Below are 17,475 nucleotides of genomic sequence, written 5' to 3'. Positions count from 1 at the left end.
ACATGCACATGCATGTCAAGCTCTCGATCAAACCTCATAAAAGCTTCGATACCACTGAGAGAAGCACTCCACCCCCTCTGCGATTGGGGTCGACGGCCGAAAATTCACCCAGGCCTCAAGAGCAGATGTATCAGCAGCGGTGGCCATCACATCACCAGGTTGCATCGGCTGGAAGTCCTTCACCGCTTCCCTCCCGAGAGACTTCTCCAAGAGCTCAATAAAATGCATCAACTCAATGGGCTCGCTATTACCAATATTGAAAAGACGGTGGGGTACAGCAGCGGTGGCTGGATCAGGGTTCCGCGGATCGAAGCCTAAATTTGCGGTAGCAGGCTTGTCGCAACAACGAAGTAGTCCTTCAACGATATCGTCGATATAGGTGAAATCACGCTGCATCTTGCCGTAATTGAACACCTTGATGGGCTCGCCAGCAAGAATCGCCCTGGCGAAGAGCATCGGAGCCATGTCCGGGCGGCCCCAAGGTCCGTACACAGTAAAAAAGCGCAGTCCTGTAGCAGGCAAACCATACAAATGGCTATAGGTATGAGCCATCAATTCATTAGCCTTCTTAGTAGCTGCATAGAGACTCACCGGGTGATTCACAGGCTGTTGCTCGTGAAAAGGCAAGTTGCGATTGCCACCATATACCGAGCTACTTGAGGCATACACCAAGTGCTGCACTCCATGATGACGACATCCCTCAAGGATGTGACCGAAGCCCACCAAATTGGCCTGAATGTAGGCCGCCGGATTTTCCAATGAGTAGCGAACCCCTGCCTGAGCCGCCAAATTAACGACCACCTGAGGCTTCTCAGCCCTAAACAATTCCTCTATGCCTGCACCATCTTCCAAGGCTATTGGATAAAAAGTCCAAGACGCTGTAAGGGAAGCCGCTTCAATCTGAGCAAGTCGTGCACGCTTCAAAGACGGATCGTAGTAGTCATTTAGGTTGTCAATGCCAATGACACGGTCACCCTGGGCTAATAGCCTCTGCACGAGGGCAGCACCAATGAATCCTGCAGCACCGCTAACAACAACGCATCGACTCATACAGCACCATCTCCAACTCGCCAAAGCATCAAGCCAGACGATTTCACAGCTTCTGGATCGACAACAGCGCGAGCATCAAACACCCAGGCAGGTTGTCGCATCAAAGGGGCCAAGGCGACCCAATCAAGCTGTCTAAACTCATGCCACTCCGTCAGGATCAGCGCAGCATCAGCACCAGCGACTGTATCGGCAACGCTACTGCCGGACCACCAGGTTCCTTCGCCGCTAAGGGCGGCACGGGTAGGACCTGCCTGGACATCTGGCGGGGAACTAGCCGACAGCTGCAAATCAAACGCAATCTGTTGCGGATCCACCTTCGGATCATAAATAGCCAGCTGAGCACCCTCCTCAAGCAGATCATGTGCGATACGAATCGCCGGCGCTTCTCGAGTGTCGTTGGTGTCTGCCTTAAAAGCAAAGCCGAGCAGTGCCAGCCGCTTACCTGTAACCGTTCCAAAAAGCTTTTGAACCACCAAACGAGAAATGCGGTGCTGCTGCCAAGTATTGAGAGCTACTACGTTTTCCCAATAGTCCGCTACATCCGGCAAACCAAAATGACGACAGAGATAAACCAGATTGAGGATGTCTTTCTGAAAACAACTCCCACCAAATCCAGGCCCAGCTTGAAGGAACTTGGAGCCAATACGAGAATCGCTTCCAATAGCGCGCGCCACCTCACGAACATCCGCACCAGTGCGTTCGCAAAGAGCCGCCACTGAGTTAATGGAACTGATGCGCTGAGCAAGAAACGCATTGGCGGTGAGCTTGGAGAGCTCACTGCTCCAAAGATTGGTAAGCAGAATTTTCTCAACTGGCACCCAATGGCCATAAATCTCTGCCAAAGACTGAATGGCAACGGGGTTTTCACCACCGATCAACACACGGTCCGGCGACTCCAAATCACGAATCGCCGTGCCCTCGGCAAGGAACTCTGGGTTGGACAACACAGAAAAACTGATCGGTAGTTCTCCATCAACCGCCTGCCGCTGAGCTGCCTCAAGAATCGAACGCACAACTTCAGCGGTTCGCACTGGCAGCGTGCTCTTCTCAACCACAATCGTGTGACCCTGCGCAGATTGAGCAACCTGACGAGCACAAGCTTCCACCCAACGCAGATCACTGGCCTGACCGGCCCCCAGCCCTTTTGTTTTGGTTGGTGTATTCACCGAAATGAACACCATGTCAGCAGCAGCAATCGCAGCGTCCACCTGCGTAGAGAAAGTGAGATTGCGCCCGCGAGCCCGGTCGACCACCGCATCCAACCCAGGCTCATACACAGGCAGTTTGTTGAGATCAAGGTCATTCCAAGCAGCAATGCGGGCCTCATTGAGGTCCACCACGTTCACCTGAATCTGTGGACAGCGATCGGCAATCACCGCCATAGTCGGACCGCCTACGTAACCCGCACCAATGCAACAGATGTTGCGGATCGGGAAGGTACTCATAGCGTTGTAAACAGCGAGTTCAACAAAAGATGAGGGGAGAGGCCTGCTCAGTCATGGCAAAAGATTAAGTGGAACCTCAGCCTGCGAAGAAAGTTATACGAAGTCATTCTTGAAGCAAACGAACAAGACCAGTGACATCGTCGAGTCGATGGAGTTGATCGATGGGAGTCGGATTGGCTTGAGTTGTTGCCTCCTGCAAATACTTAAGGCGTCCCTCGCCCCGTTCGACCTCATCATCACCAATCACCAAGGCCCAGGTAGCCCTACTGCGACCGGCACGCTTGAACTGCTTATTAAAGGCAGCTCCAGAACTATCCAGCTCCACCATGAGCCCCGCAGCCCGTAGCTGATGGGCAATGACCAGGGCGACTCGTTCCGCCTGCTCTCCCCGATTCACCACATAAAGATCCGGACTCGTGGAAGCCGTTAAGCGAGCAGCTGATCCACTTGGATTAATACTCGCCGCAGCCTCAAGCAAAAGCATCAACCGCTCCATACCAAGAGCCCAACCAAAAGCGGGCGTTGGCGCCCCCCCTAGCTGCTCAACCAACCCGTCATATCGGCCTCCTCCACAGACTGTGGCCTGGGCCCCAAGCTGATCGCTAGTGATCTCAAAAGCGGTATGGCCGTAGTAGTCAAGGCCGCGCACAAGACGAGGATTGAGTTGACAAGGTATCTGGAGAGCCTCCAAGTCGACCTGAACCTCCTCAAAGCGGGCCTTACTCTCCACGCTGAGCGCCTCAAAAAGCGTGGGAGCATCCTGCAACAATTCACTGATTACAGGATTTTTACTATCAAGAATACGCAGTGGATTGGTATACAAACGCTTGCGTGAATCGTCATCAAGCTGGTCACTGCGGGCTTCTAGCCACGCCACAAGCTCCTCTCGATACTTCTGTCGATCCTGAAGGGTGCCGAGGCTATTGATCTCCAGAACAAGACCTTGCACCCCCAAGTCGACCAGAAGTGCCCAGGCCAATGCAATGACCTCAGCATCACTACGAGGACTACCAACCCCGAGATACTCCACACCAATCTGATAAAACTGTCGTTGCCGACCAGCCTGAGGTCGCTCATAGCGAAACATTGGACCGCCATACCAAAGACGCTGTGGCCCCTGACTTAACAAGCCGTGCTGTAGAGCAGCACGCACAACAGAAGCGGTTCCCTCCGGCCGAAGGGTGCAGGATCGATCACCCCGATCAACAAAGGTATACATCTCCTTTCCAACAACATCTGTAGCTTCACCAATGCCACGTGCGAAGAGTTCAGTCACTTCCAGAAGAGGCGTGCGAATTTCCTGCAACCCTGCTCTGCGGAAGTGATCTCGCGCAACGCTTTCTACCGCCTGCCAGCACCTCGTCTGTTCCGGCAATAGATCCACCATTCCTCGCAGGCTCTGCAGCTGAGTCACTCTTCACCGACAACCAGTAGGCAGTCTGCCGGGCCAGTGATCACCAAGCTCGATAAACGAGGCAACCAAACACGTCGCGCAATGCCCCTGAACTGTTAGCGAGGCTGCAGGCCGCTGGCAACCACCACAACGGATCAAGCCACAAGCGATCTGCCCAAGCCCAGCAAGCCTTGAAATCAACAAGAAATGGCACCACCTTGAGCCCCCCTACGCTCAAAAAGCCCTGAGCAGGACGCCTATGGAAAGTACCTCTCGCAAGAAGAATCCTGATAGATAATGATGCGTTAACTGATCTCAACAACTGACTGATGGTGGTGGCCTCTGCTGCTGTATTCACCACTGGCGGAGTCCTGGCCATTGCGGTACCAATGTGGGCCTAAAAAAACACCAGCGAAATACCACGCCAACAAGCAATTGAATGAGGTTCAATCCCAGAGGCAAACGATTGATGCGCAAATAGCTGATCACGAGTCGAAAAGCTCTCGGAAGTAGGCGATGGTGGGTCGAAGCCATCAATCTGGTGTATTTGATGCTGCCAACGAAATGCTGCAATACCAAATCAATAACCGACCGGCGCTGCAATGGAGCATCGCTAGGCAAGAGTTTGTTCATTCATCGATAGAGAAGGATTGATTCGCTAGCACTCCAGCTCAGCCAAGTTTCAGGTCATGACTTCAACGAGGTCCCGAAGCATTCGAAGTCTTTGATGGAGTTCAGGGTTGAGCTGCTGCCTTGAAGACTACGGTTCTGAACATTGAAGGACAGCTCACTATCACAACGAAAGGGGGCCGACGATGCCCCGCAGACTCTGCAATGGCTCCTCTGGTCAGCTGATCATTTCAAGAGTCTTATGAAATGGAACAGGTACAGCTCCTAGCCTGACTGCCTAAGTCATTTAATTTGCGATGGCCGAGTTGTTGATCACGGGTGGTGCCGGGTTCATTGGCAGTCACGCCTGCCTGGTGCTTCTGGAAGCCGGCCACAGACTAGTGATACTCGACAACTTTTCCAATAGCTCAGCTATTGCCTCAAAAAGGGTAGCCGAACTTGCTGGAGTGGCCGCTCAAGAGCGAATGCTCGTATTGGAGGGAGATATCCGCAATAGCAACGATCTAGATCGCGCTTTCAACTCAATGGAAAACGGCATCGCGGCTGTGGTGCACTTCGCCGGGCTTAAGGCAGTTCATGAATCAATTCAGTGGCCACTGAAATACTGGGATGTGAATGTGGCTGGCAGCCGCTGCCTGCTGGAAGCCATGCAACGGCATAACTGCCGCACGATTGTTTTCAGCAGCAGTGCAACGCTCTATGGCTATCCCGAGCAAATCCCAATCCCTGAGACAACTAGGGTGCAACCGATCAATCCATATGGTCAAAGCAAGGCAGCGGTGGAGCAGTTGCTAGATGACCTGGCCTGCAGCGAACCTGGTTGGCGCATTGCCCGATTGCGCTATTTCAATCCAGTTGGAGCCCACCCCAGCGGCTGCATCGGCGAAGATCCCAAGGGAACACCCAACAACCTTTTCCCTTTTGTGAGCCAAGTAGCAGTGGGCCGGCGAGCGGAACTCCAAGTATTTGGAGCCGATTGGCCTACACCCGATGGGAGTGCTGTGCGCGACTACATCCATGTGATGGACTTAGCTGAGGGACACCGAGCTGCACTGGAGGTACTGCAACGAGAGGAACCGCAACTCCTCACTCTTAATCTCGGCAGTGGCAAAGGCCACTCGGTGTTGGAAGTTGTGCAGGCCTTTGAAAAGGCAAGCGGCCAACCCGTTCCATACAGCATTAACCAGCGCCGCGCTGGAGATGCCGCATGTAGCGTCGCAGATCCAAGACTTGCCGCCGAGCGGTTGGGATGGTACACACAGCGCAGCCTGTCAGACATGTGCCGCGACAGTTGGAATTGGCAGAAGGCCAATCCACAGGGCTACAGCCAGGAACAACAATGAAACCATTGTTGTTCCCCAAGACCAACACATAGCCAGGCCAGACCTAGGGTCACCAAGTCGCTGTGATGCCCTTGTCCTGGCGCGATCCTCGCCGCAACTTGCTGATTTGTGTAGGCCTAGATCTGCTTGGCCTAGTGGGAGTCCTGTCTGGATTATCAAGCATCTGGTCACAACCGCTAACGGAACAACTTGGCTGGATGGTGACAACGATCACGGCCTATTTACTACTGGGCTGGCTGTTGGGCACATACACCCTGCTGAGCTGGCGCAGACTGCCCCGCTGGACACTGATCCAACGACTGGGGCTTTGCCTGCTGACCACATTGATGCTGGTGGCGATCCTGCGCTGGGTGATCAATCCACCACTAGACATCTGGCTGGTGCACCGCAGCACCCAGATGTCATGGCTGCTACCAGCAACACTATGGTCACTCCTAGTGCGAGTCAGTCTGCGCAAGGGGAGACTTCAAGCTGAAGAGCCCAAGCTGATCCTTCTAGCCTCCGAAACAGAAGCAGATCAGACCCTTCAGGCCTGGCGACAAACACCGACAAGACTCATGCCGAAATGGCTACCTGCTGCAGAGATAGCAAAACAACAAGGGCCATTAGTGATAGCTGTATCACCCAACTTCAGGCACCAACCTGTTTGCAGCGAATTACTCGAAAAATTGGAGCAACGCGACCCCCGCGAATGCAACCTGACAACACCTCTTGCCCTTGCAGAGCGACAACTCGAACGACTGCCTCCAAAGCTGCTGCCTGAAGCCTGGCTGAGCTATTCCGAAATTCCCTGGAACATGTTGTTCAGCCCTCAACGCCAACTCAAGCGAGTAGCAGATGTTGTATTAGCAATGCTGCTTTTGGCGGTGACAACACCGCTATTCCTGCTGCCAGCGGCCCTGCTGATCTGGTTAGAAGATCGCGGTCCGATCTTTTACATCCAGGAACGCAGCGGCTGGTTAGGCCAGCCATTCATGGTTCTGAAACTCCGCACGATGAAAGTGCTACCACCTCATGCCCCCATCAGCTGGACAATGCCGGGCGACCCACGCATCACCCGAATAGGCAACTGGCTGCGACGCTCGCGCCTCGATGAACTCCCTCAGCTCATCAACGTGCTGCGTGGTGACATGAGCCTGATAGGACCGCGACCTGAACGTCCTGAAATAGAGCATGAACTGGAAGAAAGCATTCCCCACTACCGCAAGCGCCACTGGATGCGCCCGGGATTAAGCGGCTGGGCCCAGGTATGCGCCCCCTATGCCGCAAGTGTTGAGGATTCAGAGCTCAAACTCTCTTACGACCTCTATTACCTCAAATACTTCAATAGCTGGCTAGATCTCATGATCCTGCTACGCACAATTAAAACGGTGCTCAAGGTGGGTGGTCGTTGAACATCTCGCCACAGGCAACACGGTCAACTGCCAACGCAATACCAAGCCTCAACTCCATGCTGCGCTGATAAACCATGACGGCTGATCACCTCGTTCTGGCCGGGGGGGGACATAGCCATGCCCTGATGCTGCGTCGCTGGGCCATGCGTCCCCAACTCCGACCTGCAGGACTGATCACCTTGATCAACCGCCACAGCAGCACCCTCTACTCCGGCATGGTGCCTGGTCTCATTGCCGGTCATTACAGACACAGTGAAATCGCGATCGACCTCCGTCGCCTCACAGACCGAGCTGGCGTAGCACTCATCATTGCCGAAATCACAGCAGTGGAGGCCCACAACAATCGCCTGCTCCTCGCCAAGCGTCCTCCCATACATTTCCAACGAATTAGTTTCGATGTGGGCGCCGAAACCTTCAACAAGAGTCCTTACCTTGAACGAAGCCAGGCTGCACTGGCAATGCCAATCAAGCCTTTGGAGCCTGCCCTGGCATGGCTTGAACAGCAAGACAGTCAGGTGCTGCTCAATGATTCCACGCCACTGACGGTGATCGGGGCTGGCCTGGCGGGAGTAGAAGTGGCGCTCGCCCTTCGTCAACGCTGGCCCAAGCGCCCTTTAAATCTGCAGGCGCATCATGGGCAACCCAGACCAGCTCTAAAACAAGCCCTCTCCAGGGCCGCAATCGTAGTAGTGCCAAGCGGAACTCCCTCGAGTGGCCCCGCCCTGCTCTGCACTGGCAGCCAAGCCCCCGCTTGGCTTGCTACCAGTGGCTTTCCCGTGGATCCCTTTGGGCGTGTTCGCACCACTAAGACACTTCAAGTCATCAACCATCCCCACTGCTTCGCCGTCGGCGACTGTGCGGTGATTGATAAGGCCCAGCGGCCAGCCGCAGGGGTATGGGCCGTGCAAGCCGCAAAGCCTCTTGCCCAAAACCTAGAGCGGCTCAGCCGTAGACAACCCACCCGTCCATGGCAGCCACAACAGCTTGCCTTGCAAATACTGGGAGGTCAGCTGACCTCCGGGAGGTTCACCGCCTGGGCTTTTTGGGGCAACCTGATCATCGGGCCCCATCCCTGGCTTTGGTACTGGAAAGAAGCTATCGATCGGCGCTTCATGGGGAGCTTTAACGAACTCCCAAGCATGAGCGGCGTTCTCAAGCGACAGGAGAGCATGGCTTGCCGAGGTTGCGCAGCCAAATTGGCTGAGAAGCCTTTAAACGATGCCCTAAAGCAGGCAGGCCTAGGAGCTCTTGGGCAACAACCTGAGGACGCTGCCTTGATTGCCAGCACATCATCAGGCGACAGCTTGCTGCAAAGTGTCGATGGTTTCCCTGCACTGATCAGCGACCCCTGGCTTAATGGTCGCTTAACCACACTGCATGCCTGCTCAGATCTTTGGGCCAGTGGTGCGCATGTGATCTCTGCACAGGCTGTCATCACCCTGCCCAAGGTGTCTTCTGAACTTCAACAAGAGTTGTTGGTCCAAACGCTCAAAGGAATCCAAGCAACCCTCGAACCGCAAGGCGCCAAATTAATTGGAGGGCATACCCTCGAAGCCCGCAGCATTCCCCCCCAACCAATCAATCTTGGGATCCAGCTCACCCTTAGCGTTAACGGCAAGGTGGCTTCTGGGCGTGTGCCTTGGAGCAAAGGCAAGCTGCAATCGGGAGATGTCCTGCTCCTCAGCCGCCCCATAGGCAGCGGCGTGATCTTTGCTGCAGCCATGGCAGGAGAAGCTCACCCAGAGGATCTCGACGCTGCACTTGCGCAGATGACAATCAGCCAGCACAACCTCCTGACAGCGCTGCGCAGCCTTGAAGAGAGACATACAGGAATGCAAACCATTCATGCATGTACCGACATCACCGGCTTCGGACTACTGGGCCATCTCGGTGAAATGCTCAGTGCAAGCAATCACCAACGCCATAGAGCAGGGCTACAACCTCTACGTCTCATCCTCGAAGCCGCCGCCATTCCCTCCCTGCAGGGTGCTCTACCGCTACTCAAAGCTGGCTATTCGAGCACCCTGGCCCCAGCCAATCGCCGCAACTGGCACTTGCTCAATCCAAGCATCAACGGCGAACCCGCACCGATCGAAATTGCACTGAACGATGTAACGCCAGGCAGTGAACACCACCAGGCACTGCTCGAACTCATGGTGGATCCACAAACCTGCGGCCCATTACTCCTGGCCTGTTCAACCAAGATCGCCTCAGAGCTGCTCAGGGACGGGCCTTGGCAACGCATCGGCCAGGTTCAGCCGATGTAGAGGTTGCTGCTCATTCAGTTGAAGTTAGCTACTGAGAGTCACCAACATTGGACGTCGTCAACGTGCAACGCAAGATGCGTCTGTACTCAATCTATGGGCCATCCTCCCGACATTCATACCCCCCTCTTTCAGCTCTCTTAATCAGAGGCTTGAGCCACCGACGCATTGATTGGTCAGGACCACTACTCCCAGCCCCAAGCGCCGCCAGAACAACATCACCTCAACGCCACCTGCTGATCGATCAGCTCCAGCCTGAGCCGCTGTAATTCGGCCCCCAAAGCCGGACCGGGTCGCCAGCCCTGATCAATCAAAGCCTGTGCCGATACAGGAGACTTCACTTGCCGCCAACGCCCCCACCAACGCAGCAAGGGTCGCCACATCGGTACACCCAAGCAAACGCAAAGAGCAACCGCCTCTGGCTGCCAACCATTGCCCTCCAGGGTTTCGCACCAGCGAGCGGGCGACCACGTCGACAAACTCTCAGCGACCTCTAGCGAAGCCAACACAATCTGCAATTCGGCCGCTTCCGCCAACAACCTTTGCTGCAATTGTGGCAGCTGCAAGCGTTCTGCCAGAGCCAGAGGATCCGCAGCTCCGGCAACCAATGCTGTCAGCAACGGCAGCTCCAAGCGCCAGGCCCAGCGCATTCGACGATGCCAGTTTTGATCAGCCTGAAGGTCCTCATCAAGTAACACCAGAGCTCCCCAGTCCTGCAAATGAGCCACTGCCTTCTGCCAAGGCTCCCTTTCCAATAACAACTCCAGCTCCATCCGCAACCGCGTTGAAAGGGCTGGCGGTGCCAGCTTCGGCGCTTCGCCTGGACGCCAAGCCCAAGGCCAGGATTGAAGAGTGGAGCGCACCTGAGCGAGAGCCTCAGGCGCCAATACAAAACCAAGACGGGCCGCATAACGGGCCCCTCGCACAACTCGCGTCGGATCGTCCGCGACACTGTTTAAGTGTAAAAAAACCAGCTGACGCTTGGCTAAAGCCGCCCAACCATCATGGGGATCTAACAAGGTCATCCCTGGCAACTCCAAAGCCATGGCATTCACCGTGAAGTCCCTTCGGGCTAAATCTTCTTCGAGATGACCCTCCGTGACCTGCGGGTTTTGTCCAGGAGAAGCATAGGTTTCTTGCCGAGCAGTCGCTAAATCAAGCAATAACCCATCAACCACAAGTTCCACCGTTCCGTAAGCCCCATGCACACGCAGCTGCGGCAACTGCTCTGGCCCTACATGCCGGCGAAGTGCCTTGGCTAAAACCACCGCTGAACCCTCCACCACCAGATCGAGATCAGGCAAACCTCGCCAGGGATCAAAAAGAACCCGATGCAACAGGCCATCTCGAACCGCACCACCCACCAAGGCAAGGCGTTTAATCCCAACCTCCGACGCAACTTGCTGCAGTACCGCCAACAAACCCATTGGCAAACCTGGTCCATCGAATCCAGGCTCTGGCTTCAACAGACTCTCCATGGCGGTGGTATGCAGGAGAATTACCGCATCATCACGAACTTACAGTTTGTCTGCCCTCACCCGCTGCCTGCAGGAAGAGGCCGCGGCCATTGCCGCCGCTGCCGAACGACTAGGGACAGCAGAAGTTGAACAGGCCTTGGCCCTACTCGAGGACTGCGCTAATCAAGGCGCAAAACTTGTCATTACTGGTGTTGGGAAGAGCGGCATCGTGGCCCGCAAAATCGCCGCCACCTTTTCGTCTATCGGCCTAATGGCGATTTACCTCAACCCACTCGATGCAATGCATGGCGATCTGGGAGTGGTAGCCCAAGAGGACGTCTGCCTCATGCTCTCCAACAGCGGTGAAACTGCTGAGCTTTTAGAAATAATGCCTCATCTCAAACGACGTGGCACGTCAAGAATCGCCCTGGTGGGTCGTCGCAATAGCTCACTTGCCGACGGTAGCGATGTGGTGCTTGAAGCCAGCGTCGATCGTGAAGTGTGTCCATTGAATCTAGCGCCAACTGCCAGCACAGCTGTGGCCATGGCAGTTGGCGATGCACTTGCCGCAGTGTGGATGGAACGTCGGGGCATCTCACCAACCGACTTCGCTATCAATCATCCAGCCGGTGCGCTGGGTAAAAAACTGACAAGCACTGCAGAAGATTTAATGGTGCCCACTAAAAAACTTCATCCGTTAACTCCTAATACCCCCTTTCAAGAGGTCATTAGCGGACTGACCCGCGATGGGATTGGCAGTGGTTGGGTTGAGGATCCCAACCATCCTGGCCGCCTACTAGGAATCATCACTGATGGTGACTTGCGTCGTGCCCTTCGCAATCATCCAGCCGAAAAATGGGCCTCACTGAGTGCCATTGACTTGATGACAAAAGATCCCATCACTGTGGAAGCTGATTTACTCGTTGTGGAAGCGATTAAACAGATGGAACGTAATCGTCGCAAACCGGTCTCGGTCTTACCTGTGGTTTCAGCAGCAAGCACTGGCCGGCAGCTGCTCGGGCTGCTACGGCTTCATGATCTGATTCAAGCAGGGCTGACATGAGCGGCACCACCCTGATCTCCCGAACCCACCCCCGTTACTGGAACCGAGAGCTGCAATGGCGACTGAAGTGGAAGGCATTAGCTTCCATCGATCTACTGGTGATGGATGTTGATGGAGTCCTTACCGATGGTGGGCTATGGCTTGATGCTCACGGTGAACTGCAAAAGCGATTTGATGTGCGCGATGGACTGGGACTACGACTGCTCCAACAAGAAGGGCTGACCCTTGCTTTCCTCAGCGGTGGCAAAGGAGGTGCAACCGAATTTCGCGCTAAACAACTGGACATTCAGCATTGCTTAGTGGGAATCAAAGACAAAACAACAGCGCTATCCGAACTGCAACAACAGTTAAACCTCGCCCCATCGCAGACCGCCTTTATCGGCGACGACCTCAATGACCTGATCGTGCGTCCTCTGGTCAAGCTCTTGCTCGCCCCTGCGGATGCCTGTCGTCCCCTTCGATCCCAAGCCGATGCCGTGCTCCAACGCCGTGGGGGGCATGGTGCAGTGCGAGAACTCGCAGAACGCCTACTAAAAGCCCGTGGTCAATGGCATCAACTGCGCAAAAAAGGTTGGAAGGACCGCAATGACTAAAACAAACTCGACGACACAACAAGGGGTCTTCCTTCTCGTGGTTGGCGCGCAAAAAGCCGGCACGTCTTGGCTCCATTACAGCTACATAACAGAGCCGATGCACATTTTGGCTTCTGCAAGGAATATCACATCCACGATGCATTAACTGTTCCAAAGCTAGTCCGCTATAGGCAACAACAAGGTTCATGGCTCAAGCCACACACTTGACGTCGCCAAGGCTTCTTCAAGGATACTGAGCGCTATTACGACTACTTCTGCAGTCTACTAGGCCAACCTCATATCAACCTAACCGGAGACATTGCCCCCTCCTATTCATGCCTAAGCGCCAATACCCTGATGACAATCAAACGTGAATTTACACCACGCGGGATTCCTGTTCGACCGGTTTTTCTGATGCGTGACCCCATTGAACGAGTGATTTCCAGCCAACGCATGAAACTGCGTAAACGCGGCCAACTATCCCCAGACGAGGGAGTAGAAAGCCTTCGTTCTCTTGTTAAAAAACTGCCAAAACAAGTCTCGATTCGCAGTAATTATGCGCAGACTTTGGGTGCCCCAGACGAAGACCTTGGTCACGAAAACTGCTTCATCAGCTTCTACGAAACATTGTTTAAGCAGAAAACTTACGCGAACCTATGCAAATTCCTAAACATGAACTACCCAGAGCCAAGCTGGGGACAAAAGATTAATGTAAGTGCTACAGATACTCTAATACCAGAAGATATTTTAGGGCAGCTAGGGCTTTGGCAATCGCCTATCTACCACGCAGTTAAAAATCAGTTAATAAATGTCAATATTGACTCAATATGGTCAACATCTTCAAATTGGTGCAGAGACCAATAAATGCCATTCACCTTGGCTTCACAGTCATGATTTCAGCATAACTTCCTAGCCTCCTCCAACTGCTCCTTCGTATCCACAGAAAGAGATGATCCTTCGACAGTAAATGTGGCAATGGTATGGCCAGCCTCAATTAATCGCAGCTGTTCAAGACGCTCCACATCCTCAAGAGGGGATGGTGGTAGATCCGCCCAACCAGCCAACACATCTCCTCGAAAGCCATATATCCCCAGATGCCCCCAGTAGGTGGCATGGCGATGCCAATCCAAAGGGTCCACATCACGCACATGCGGAATCGCTGAGCGGGAGAAGTAAAGAGCACGTCCATCCTGAGCAAGCAACGTCTTAACGACATTGGGGTTATGGATGGTCTCGGGCTTGAGTCGGTAAACCGGAGTTATCACAGCTGGAACAATCTCTCTCTGCTCGAACTCCATCGCCATTGTCGTCACCACCGCAGGGTCCAAGAACGGCTGATCCCCTTGCACATTGATCACTGCAGTCATAGCCAACCGCTGTTGTTGCTGCTGCTGCCAACGATCAGCTTGCTCATCCCAAGCCATGGCAACCAAATGATCTGCAACCGAAGCAATTCTTTCGCTACCTGAACTGCATGAAGCCGAAGTCATCAACACCGGGAAACCCCAGTCTTCCGCCATCTCTTTCAATCGATCACTATCCGTGCAAAGGACAACCGCCGTGGGCCCATGAGCCTGACTGCAGCGCTCAAGAACACGCTGCAGCATTGGCATCCCGCCGATATCTGCCAGAACCTTATTAGGTAATCGCGATGATTCAAGCCTTGCAGGCACGGCCACGACACTGCGTTGAACTCCCATCGGCATTAATCCCAAAGCTTCATCGCATCATCGCGAGCACTAAACCATTCAGCCGCTAAGGCACCACCCATTGTTCGCTGATCGCGGAACCATGGTCCACCCAGAGTCCAATGCAGTAACTGGGGTCGTGTCTGCTCATCTGACAACGCAAGGCCATCCTGTACAGCAACCAAGTGGTTCCAACGCCCACCATCAAGAGCCCCAATCTCATGATCACCTGCAAGCCAGTGAAAACGATGCAAATCCAAACCCGTAGCCATATTCACGTAATCAACTGTGAGCGCTTTGCAACGACAGCAGTTCAGCATCATTAGCGAGCTCCAGTTTTTTTTCGGGTAGGGGCTCTGCACCTCACCCAAGAATTTTTTCGTTTCTCCTGGCTCATGCTGATGCTTAACGCACATCACAGCCATCTGTTCATCTCGCTGTGTCCATAGCTCCGCGATATCACCACGACATAGCATGTCGCAATCCATAAAAATCGCCCAGCCTTGATAATCCATCAGCTTCGGCACAAGAAATCTCGTGAAGGAGAATGCCGTGCTTTGCTTCGGATCGCGCTCCCGCCTAAACAAGCCTTGGCATTCTAGCTGAGGAGTGACCAAAGGGGTGATCGCCAGCGGCATCGAGCTGTGCTGGTAAAGACTGTCAATCAGAACATTGGTTGCAGCTCTTTCACGCGGGTCGTAACCGATATAAATCGGTATCGGCGTGGTCATGACTCACATGTTTCGCTCATGAAAATGAGCGTAAACCTTTCTCGTCTCACTAACTCAATGGAGCAGACACCCAAGCCGAATCAGGCGCAACAAAATTCAACGTCGTAGCTCTATGACTTGAGGATGATGACAAAAAGCAATGAAGCCCAACCAACGAACAGCAGCAGCAATCACATCCAAAGCAATGTCTCCGATTCAAGAACAGCAAGGCTGCGATTCTCCAAAGCAGGAGAAGAAGATCTGTTCTAGATTAAAACATTTTTCGCCTCACCATCATGGCCTGTAATTCAATGCTGAGCCAGCCGATATTGGCTTAGAATATACTATGGCAAGACTAATAATTACCAGCCAACAATCGTTCACTAGTATCAAGACAAACCTAGAAAGGCTACAAAAAGATATCAGACAAGCAAAGGCAGTTCAGGAATTCCGTATCACCGTGATCAAGGTCATCCAAAAATCACAAAAATACCGTCGATTGCCCAAGCCGGCTACACTCAATACAGAAAATCAAAACGAACAATCAAGATGACAAGTACTCGCGTCTCAATAGATGGTATTAGCGTTGGCAACGATCAACCCTTCGTATTGATCGGCGGGGTGAATGTGCTTGAAAGCCTTGATTTTGCCATCAACGTGGCCGGTCACTATGTTGAAGTTTGTCAACGCCTAAGCATTCCATTTGTCTTCAAAGCCTCTTACGATAAAGCCAATCGTTCTTCAATTCATTCGTATCGAGGTCCAGGGATAAAAAAAGGTCTCAACATACTAAAAGCCGTGAAAGAAACATATAAAGTCCCGGTTTTAACTGATGTGCACACACCAGAAGAGGCCTCTGAAGCTGCCGCCATTTGCGACGTAATTCAACTTCCTGCCTTCCTAGCACGCCAAACAGATCTTGTGCGGGCGATGGCAGAAACAAATGCCGTGATCAATATCAAGAAGCCACAATTTCTGAGCCCAGAGCAAATGAAAAATATTACTGAAAAATTTAGCGAATGTGGCAACACTAAATTGCTTCTTTGTGAACGTGGCTCCAACTTTGGCTACGACAATCTAGTTGTCGACATGCTGGGCTTTGGAGTCATGAAGCAGACCTGCAATGATTTGCCCCTGATTTTCGATGTCACCCATGCATTGCAATGCCGCGATGCTGGTGGAGCCGCCTCGGGCGGCCGGCGTTCACAAGTTCTTGAACTCGCCCGTGCTGGCATGGCCGTTGGGCTTGCGGGGTTATTTCTTGAATCTCATCCCGATCCCAACAAAGCTTTATGTGATGGTCCAAGTGCGCTTCCTCTAACACTTCTTGAGGCTTTCTTGGGACAAGTTAAATTAGTTGATGACCTAGTCAAAGCCATGGATAAATTAACCATTGAATAAATACAAAGAATCAAGAACCCTTGCTCTCGAAATGGGAGCAATCTTAATTATCGGGTAAAATATTTAGAGAATTAGTTTTGAACATTAAGATCTGGGTCCATGCACAAAATACTTCTTGCCACAAAGTCTTGATTAAATTTATCATCTACATAAGTAGATGTCTCTAGCAATGCATAGCGAGACTATGATTCAATACTTTCTCCCAAGTCACCCGAAGTCCGATCCACGTGTCCGCACACTGTGCAGAAGATCACACCCATTCACAAGCTTTCGCTACCTCACATCAGATCTATATTCGAATCACAAAAAGATAACTTTCGGCTATCTAGGTACATTCGCCAGAACGATCCTATTAGGCCCATCAAGTGCTCAAAAAGCTGCTCTTGAAAAGCTGGTGATCCTTGATCACGCCTATGCTCCAAAAAGTCATAAGTTTGGCCTATTTCGTGCAAGCCGCTTTAGCAAAGAACTCCAAACACTCAAATTGCCAGGTCAAGATCTACTCGAAAATAAGCACAAGAATGATCTCTACTCATACCTAAAAGAACAACAAGGAGAAGATCAAATCATGCTGAACGGGGAAGCAATTCAAGACTTCAGCATCAAAAACTCATCCAACATTCTTCTAATCAACCCGGCACCAGTATTACTAGCGTTGCGCTCAATCAATCGCGAAAATTTCAACCAGGAGCTAATTGAGAGGATCAAAGACAGGCATGATTCAAAAAACATATACAACTCGTACAAGCCTCTAGAGATTAATTTGACTCAAACAGGCGAAAGAGACAAGCAAAAAAGACCGTGCAAAAAAAAGACCTTTCAATACAACTCTATCGATAAGGTTTACTGTCCAACTTCAATGCTTGCGCTACGTTTCATCCTGAAAGGAATTCCAGTTGAACTTTCAAGTCTTCATCCACTACAAAAAATCCTTGGCGAAAACATCCATGCTCATTCAAGTCAAGAGGCCTTAGACATCGTTTACAACTCACTTCTCAAAACAACTTTGTCTATCCGAAGACTACGAAAATTCGAGAGATTTATAGCGAGTAAGTCAACCTGAAA

At 52.6% G+C, this 17,475-nt stretch carries 16 protein-coding genes; 8 read left to right on the top strand and 8 right to left on the bottom strand.

Annotation, left to right across the window (positions count from 1 at the left end):
- Positions 1-27: 27 nt before the first annotated feature.
- The 5 genes from SIB80_RS03110 to SIB80_RS03090 all read right to left on the bottom strand — a co-directional run bounded on the left by SIB80_RS03110 (position 28) and on the right by SIB80_RS03090 (position 4,521).
- Positions 28-1,050, bottom strand: coding sequence for an NAD-dependent epimerase (locus SIB80_RS03110; RefSeq protein ID WP_063420492.1), 1,023 nt, complete (start codon positions 1,048-1,050; stop codon positions 28-30).
- Positions 1,047-2,495, bottom strand: coding sequence for a nucleotide sugar dehydrogenase (locus SIB80_RS03105; RefSeq protein WP_063420493.1), 1,449 nt, complete (start codon positions 2,493-2,495; stop codon positions 1,047-1,049). Before SIB80_RS03105 ends, SIB80_RS03110 begins: the two co-directional genes overlap by 4 nt.
- A gap of 103 nt (positions 2,496-2,598) precedes the next feature.
- On the bottom strand, positions 2,599-3,909 hold the full coding sequence (gene hisS, locus SIB80_RS03100) for a histidine--tRNA ligase (protein ID WP_063420494.1): 1,311 nt from the start codon (positions 3,907-3,909) through the stop codon (positions 2,599-2,601).
- 40 nt (positions 3,910-3,949) lie between these two features.
- Positions 3,950-4,267 (bottom strand): hypothetical protein, encoded by a 318-nt coding sequence (locus SIB80_RS03095; RefSeq protein ID WP_169189992.1) that lies wholly within the window; start codon positions 4,265-4,267, stop codon positions 3,950-3,952.
- The gene (locus SIB80_RS03090) at positions 4,243-4,521 is read right to left on the bottom strand and encodes a hypothetical protein (RefSeq protein WP_063420496.1); all 279 of its coding nucleotides are present in this window, start codon (positions 4,519-4,521) and stop codon (positions 4,243-4,245) included. Before SIB80_RS03090 ends, SIB80_RS03095 begins: the two co-directional genes overlap by 25 nt.
- Positions 4,522-4,814: 293 nt before the next feature.
- Between SIB80_RS03090 and galE the strand changes: the two genes are divergently transcribed.
- The 3 genes from galE (at position 4,815) to selD (ending at position 9,522) form a co-directional block, all read left to right on the top strand.
- On the top strand, positions 4,815-5,861 hold the full coding sequence (gene galE / locus SIB80_RS03085; protein WP_063420497.1) for a UDP-glucose 4-epimerase GalE: 1,047 nt from the start codon (positions 4,815-4,817) through the stop codon (positions 5,859-5,861).
- A gap of 62 nt (positions 5,862-5,923) precedes the next feature.
- Positions 5,924-7,255 (top strand): sugar transferase, encoded by a 1,332-nt coding sequence (locus SIB80_RS03080; protein ID WP_063420498.1) that lies wholly within the window; start codon positions 5,924-5,926, stop codon positions 7,253-7,255.
- A 74-nt stretch (positions 7,256-7,329) separates the two neighbouring features.
- The gene (gene selD, locus SIB80_RS03075; RefSeq protein ID WP_063420499.1) at positions 7,330-9,522 is read left to right on the top strand and encodes a selenide, water dikinase SelD; all 2,193 of its coding nucleotides are present in this window, start codon (positions 7,330-7,332) and stop codon (positions 9,520-9,522) included.
- A gap of 215 nt (positions 9,523-9,737) precedes the next feature.
- Here the strand turns inward: selD and SIB80_RS03070 are convergent, their stop codons facing one another.
- Complete coding sequence (locus tag SIB80_RS03070; protein WP_063420500.1) at positions 9,738-10,997, bottom strand: CCA tRNA nucleotidyltransferase; 1,260 nt, start codon at positions 10,995-10,997, stop codon at positions 9,738-9,740.
- On the opposite strand from SIB80_RS03070, the gene SIB80_RS03065 reads away from it, so the two are divergent.
- The 3 genes from SIB80_RS03065 (at position 10,996) to SIB80_RS03055 (ending at position 13,475) form a co-directional block, all read left to right on the top strand.
- Positions 10,996-12,039: a KpsF/GutQ family sugar-phosphate isomerase gene (locus SIB80_RS03065; RefSeq protein WP_169189991.1), complete on the top strand. Its 1,044-nt coding sequence runs from the start codon at positions 10,996-10,998 to the stop codon at positions 12,037-12,039. The two genes, SIB80_RS03070 and SIB80_RS03065, sit on opposite strands and share 2 nt — an antisense overlap.
- A complete protein-coding gene (locus tag SIB80_RS03060) occupies positions 12,036-12,632 on the top strand; it encodes a KdsC family phosphatase (protein ID WP_063420502.1) in 597 nt (198 codons plus the stop codon). The genes SIB80_RS03065 and SIB80_RS03060 overlap by 4 nt, the downstream gene beginning before the upstream one ends.
- 393 nt (positions 12,633-13,025) lie before the next feature.
- A complete protein-coding gene (locus SIB80_RS03055; RefSeq protein ID WP_240951617.1) occupies positions 13,026-13,475 on the top strand; it encodes a hypothetical protein in 450 nt (149 codons plus the stop codon).
- Between the two features lie 32 nt (positions 13,476-13,507).
- Here SIB80_RS03055 and kdsB read toward each other — a convergent pair whose 3' ends face one another.
- A complete protein-coding gene (kdsB, locus tag SIB80_RS03050; protein ID WP_063420836.1) occupies positions 13,508-14,311 on the bottom strand; it encodes a 3-deoxy-manno-octulosonate cytidylyltransferase in 804 nt (267 codons plus the stop codon).
- 5 nt (positions 14,312-14,316) lie between these two features.
- Positions 14,317-15,030 carry a glycosyltransferase gene (locus SIB80_RS03045; RefSeq protein ID WP_063420503.1) on the bottom strand — a complete coding sequence of 238 codons (714 nt, stop codon included), beginning with the start codon at positions 15,028-15,030 and terminating at the stop codon, positions 14,317-14,319.
- Positions 15,031-15,558: 528 nt separating this feature from the next.
- On the opposite strand from SIB80_RS03045, the gene kdsA reads away from it, so the two are divergent.
- Entirely contained in the window at positions 15,559-16,410 is an 852-nt protein-coding gene (gene kdsA / locus SIB80_RS03040; RefSeq protein ID WP_063420505.1) for a 3-deoxy-8-phosphooctulonate synthase, read from the top strand.
- Positions 16,411-16,804: 394 nt separating this feature from the next.
- On the top strand, positions 16,805-17,473 hold the full coding sequence (locus SIB80_RS03035; protein WP_169189990.1) for a hypothetical protein: 669 nt from the start codon (positions 16,805-16,807) through the stop codon (positions 17,471-17,473).
- Positions 17,474-17,475: the final 2 nt, after the last annotated feature.

The sequence above is a fragment of the Prochlorococcus sp. MIT 1327 genome (assembly GCF_047304785.1).
Taxonomy (GTDB): Bacteria; Cyanobacteriota; Cyanobacteriia; order PCC-6307; family Cyanobiaceae; genus Prochlorococcus; species Prochlorococcus marinus_D.
The sequence above is the reverse complement of the archived record's forward strand: the minus strand, read 5'-3'. Positions and strand labels throughout refer to the sequence as shown.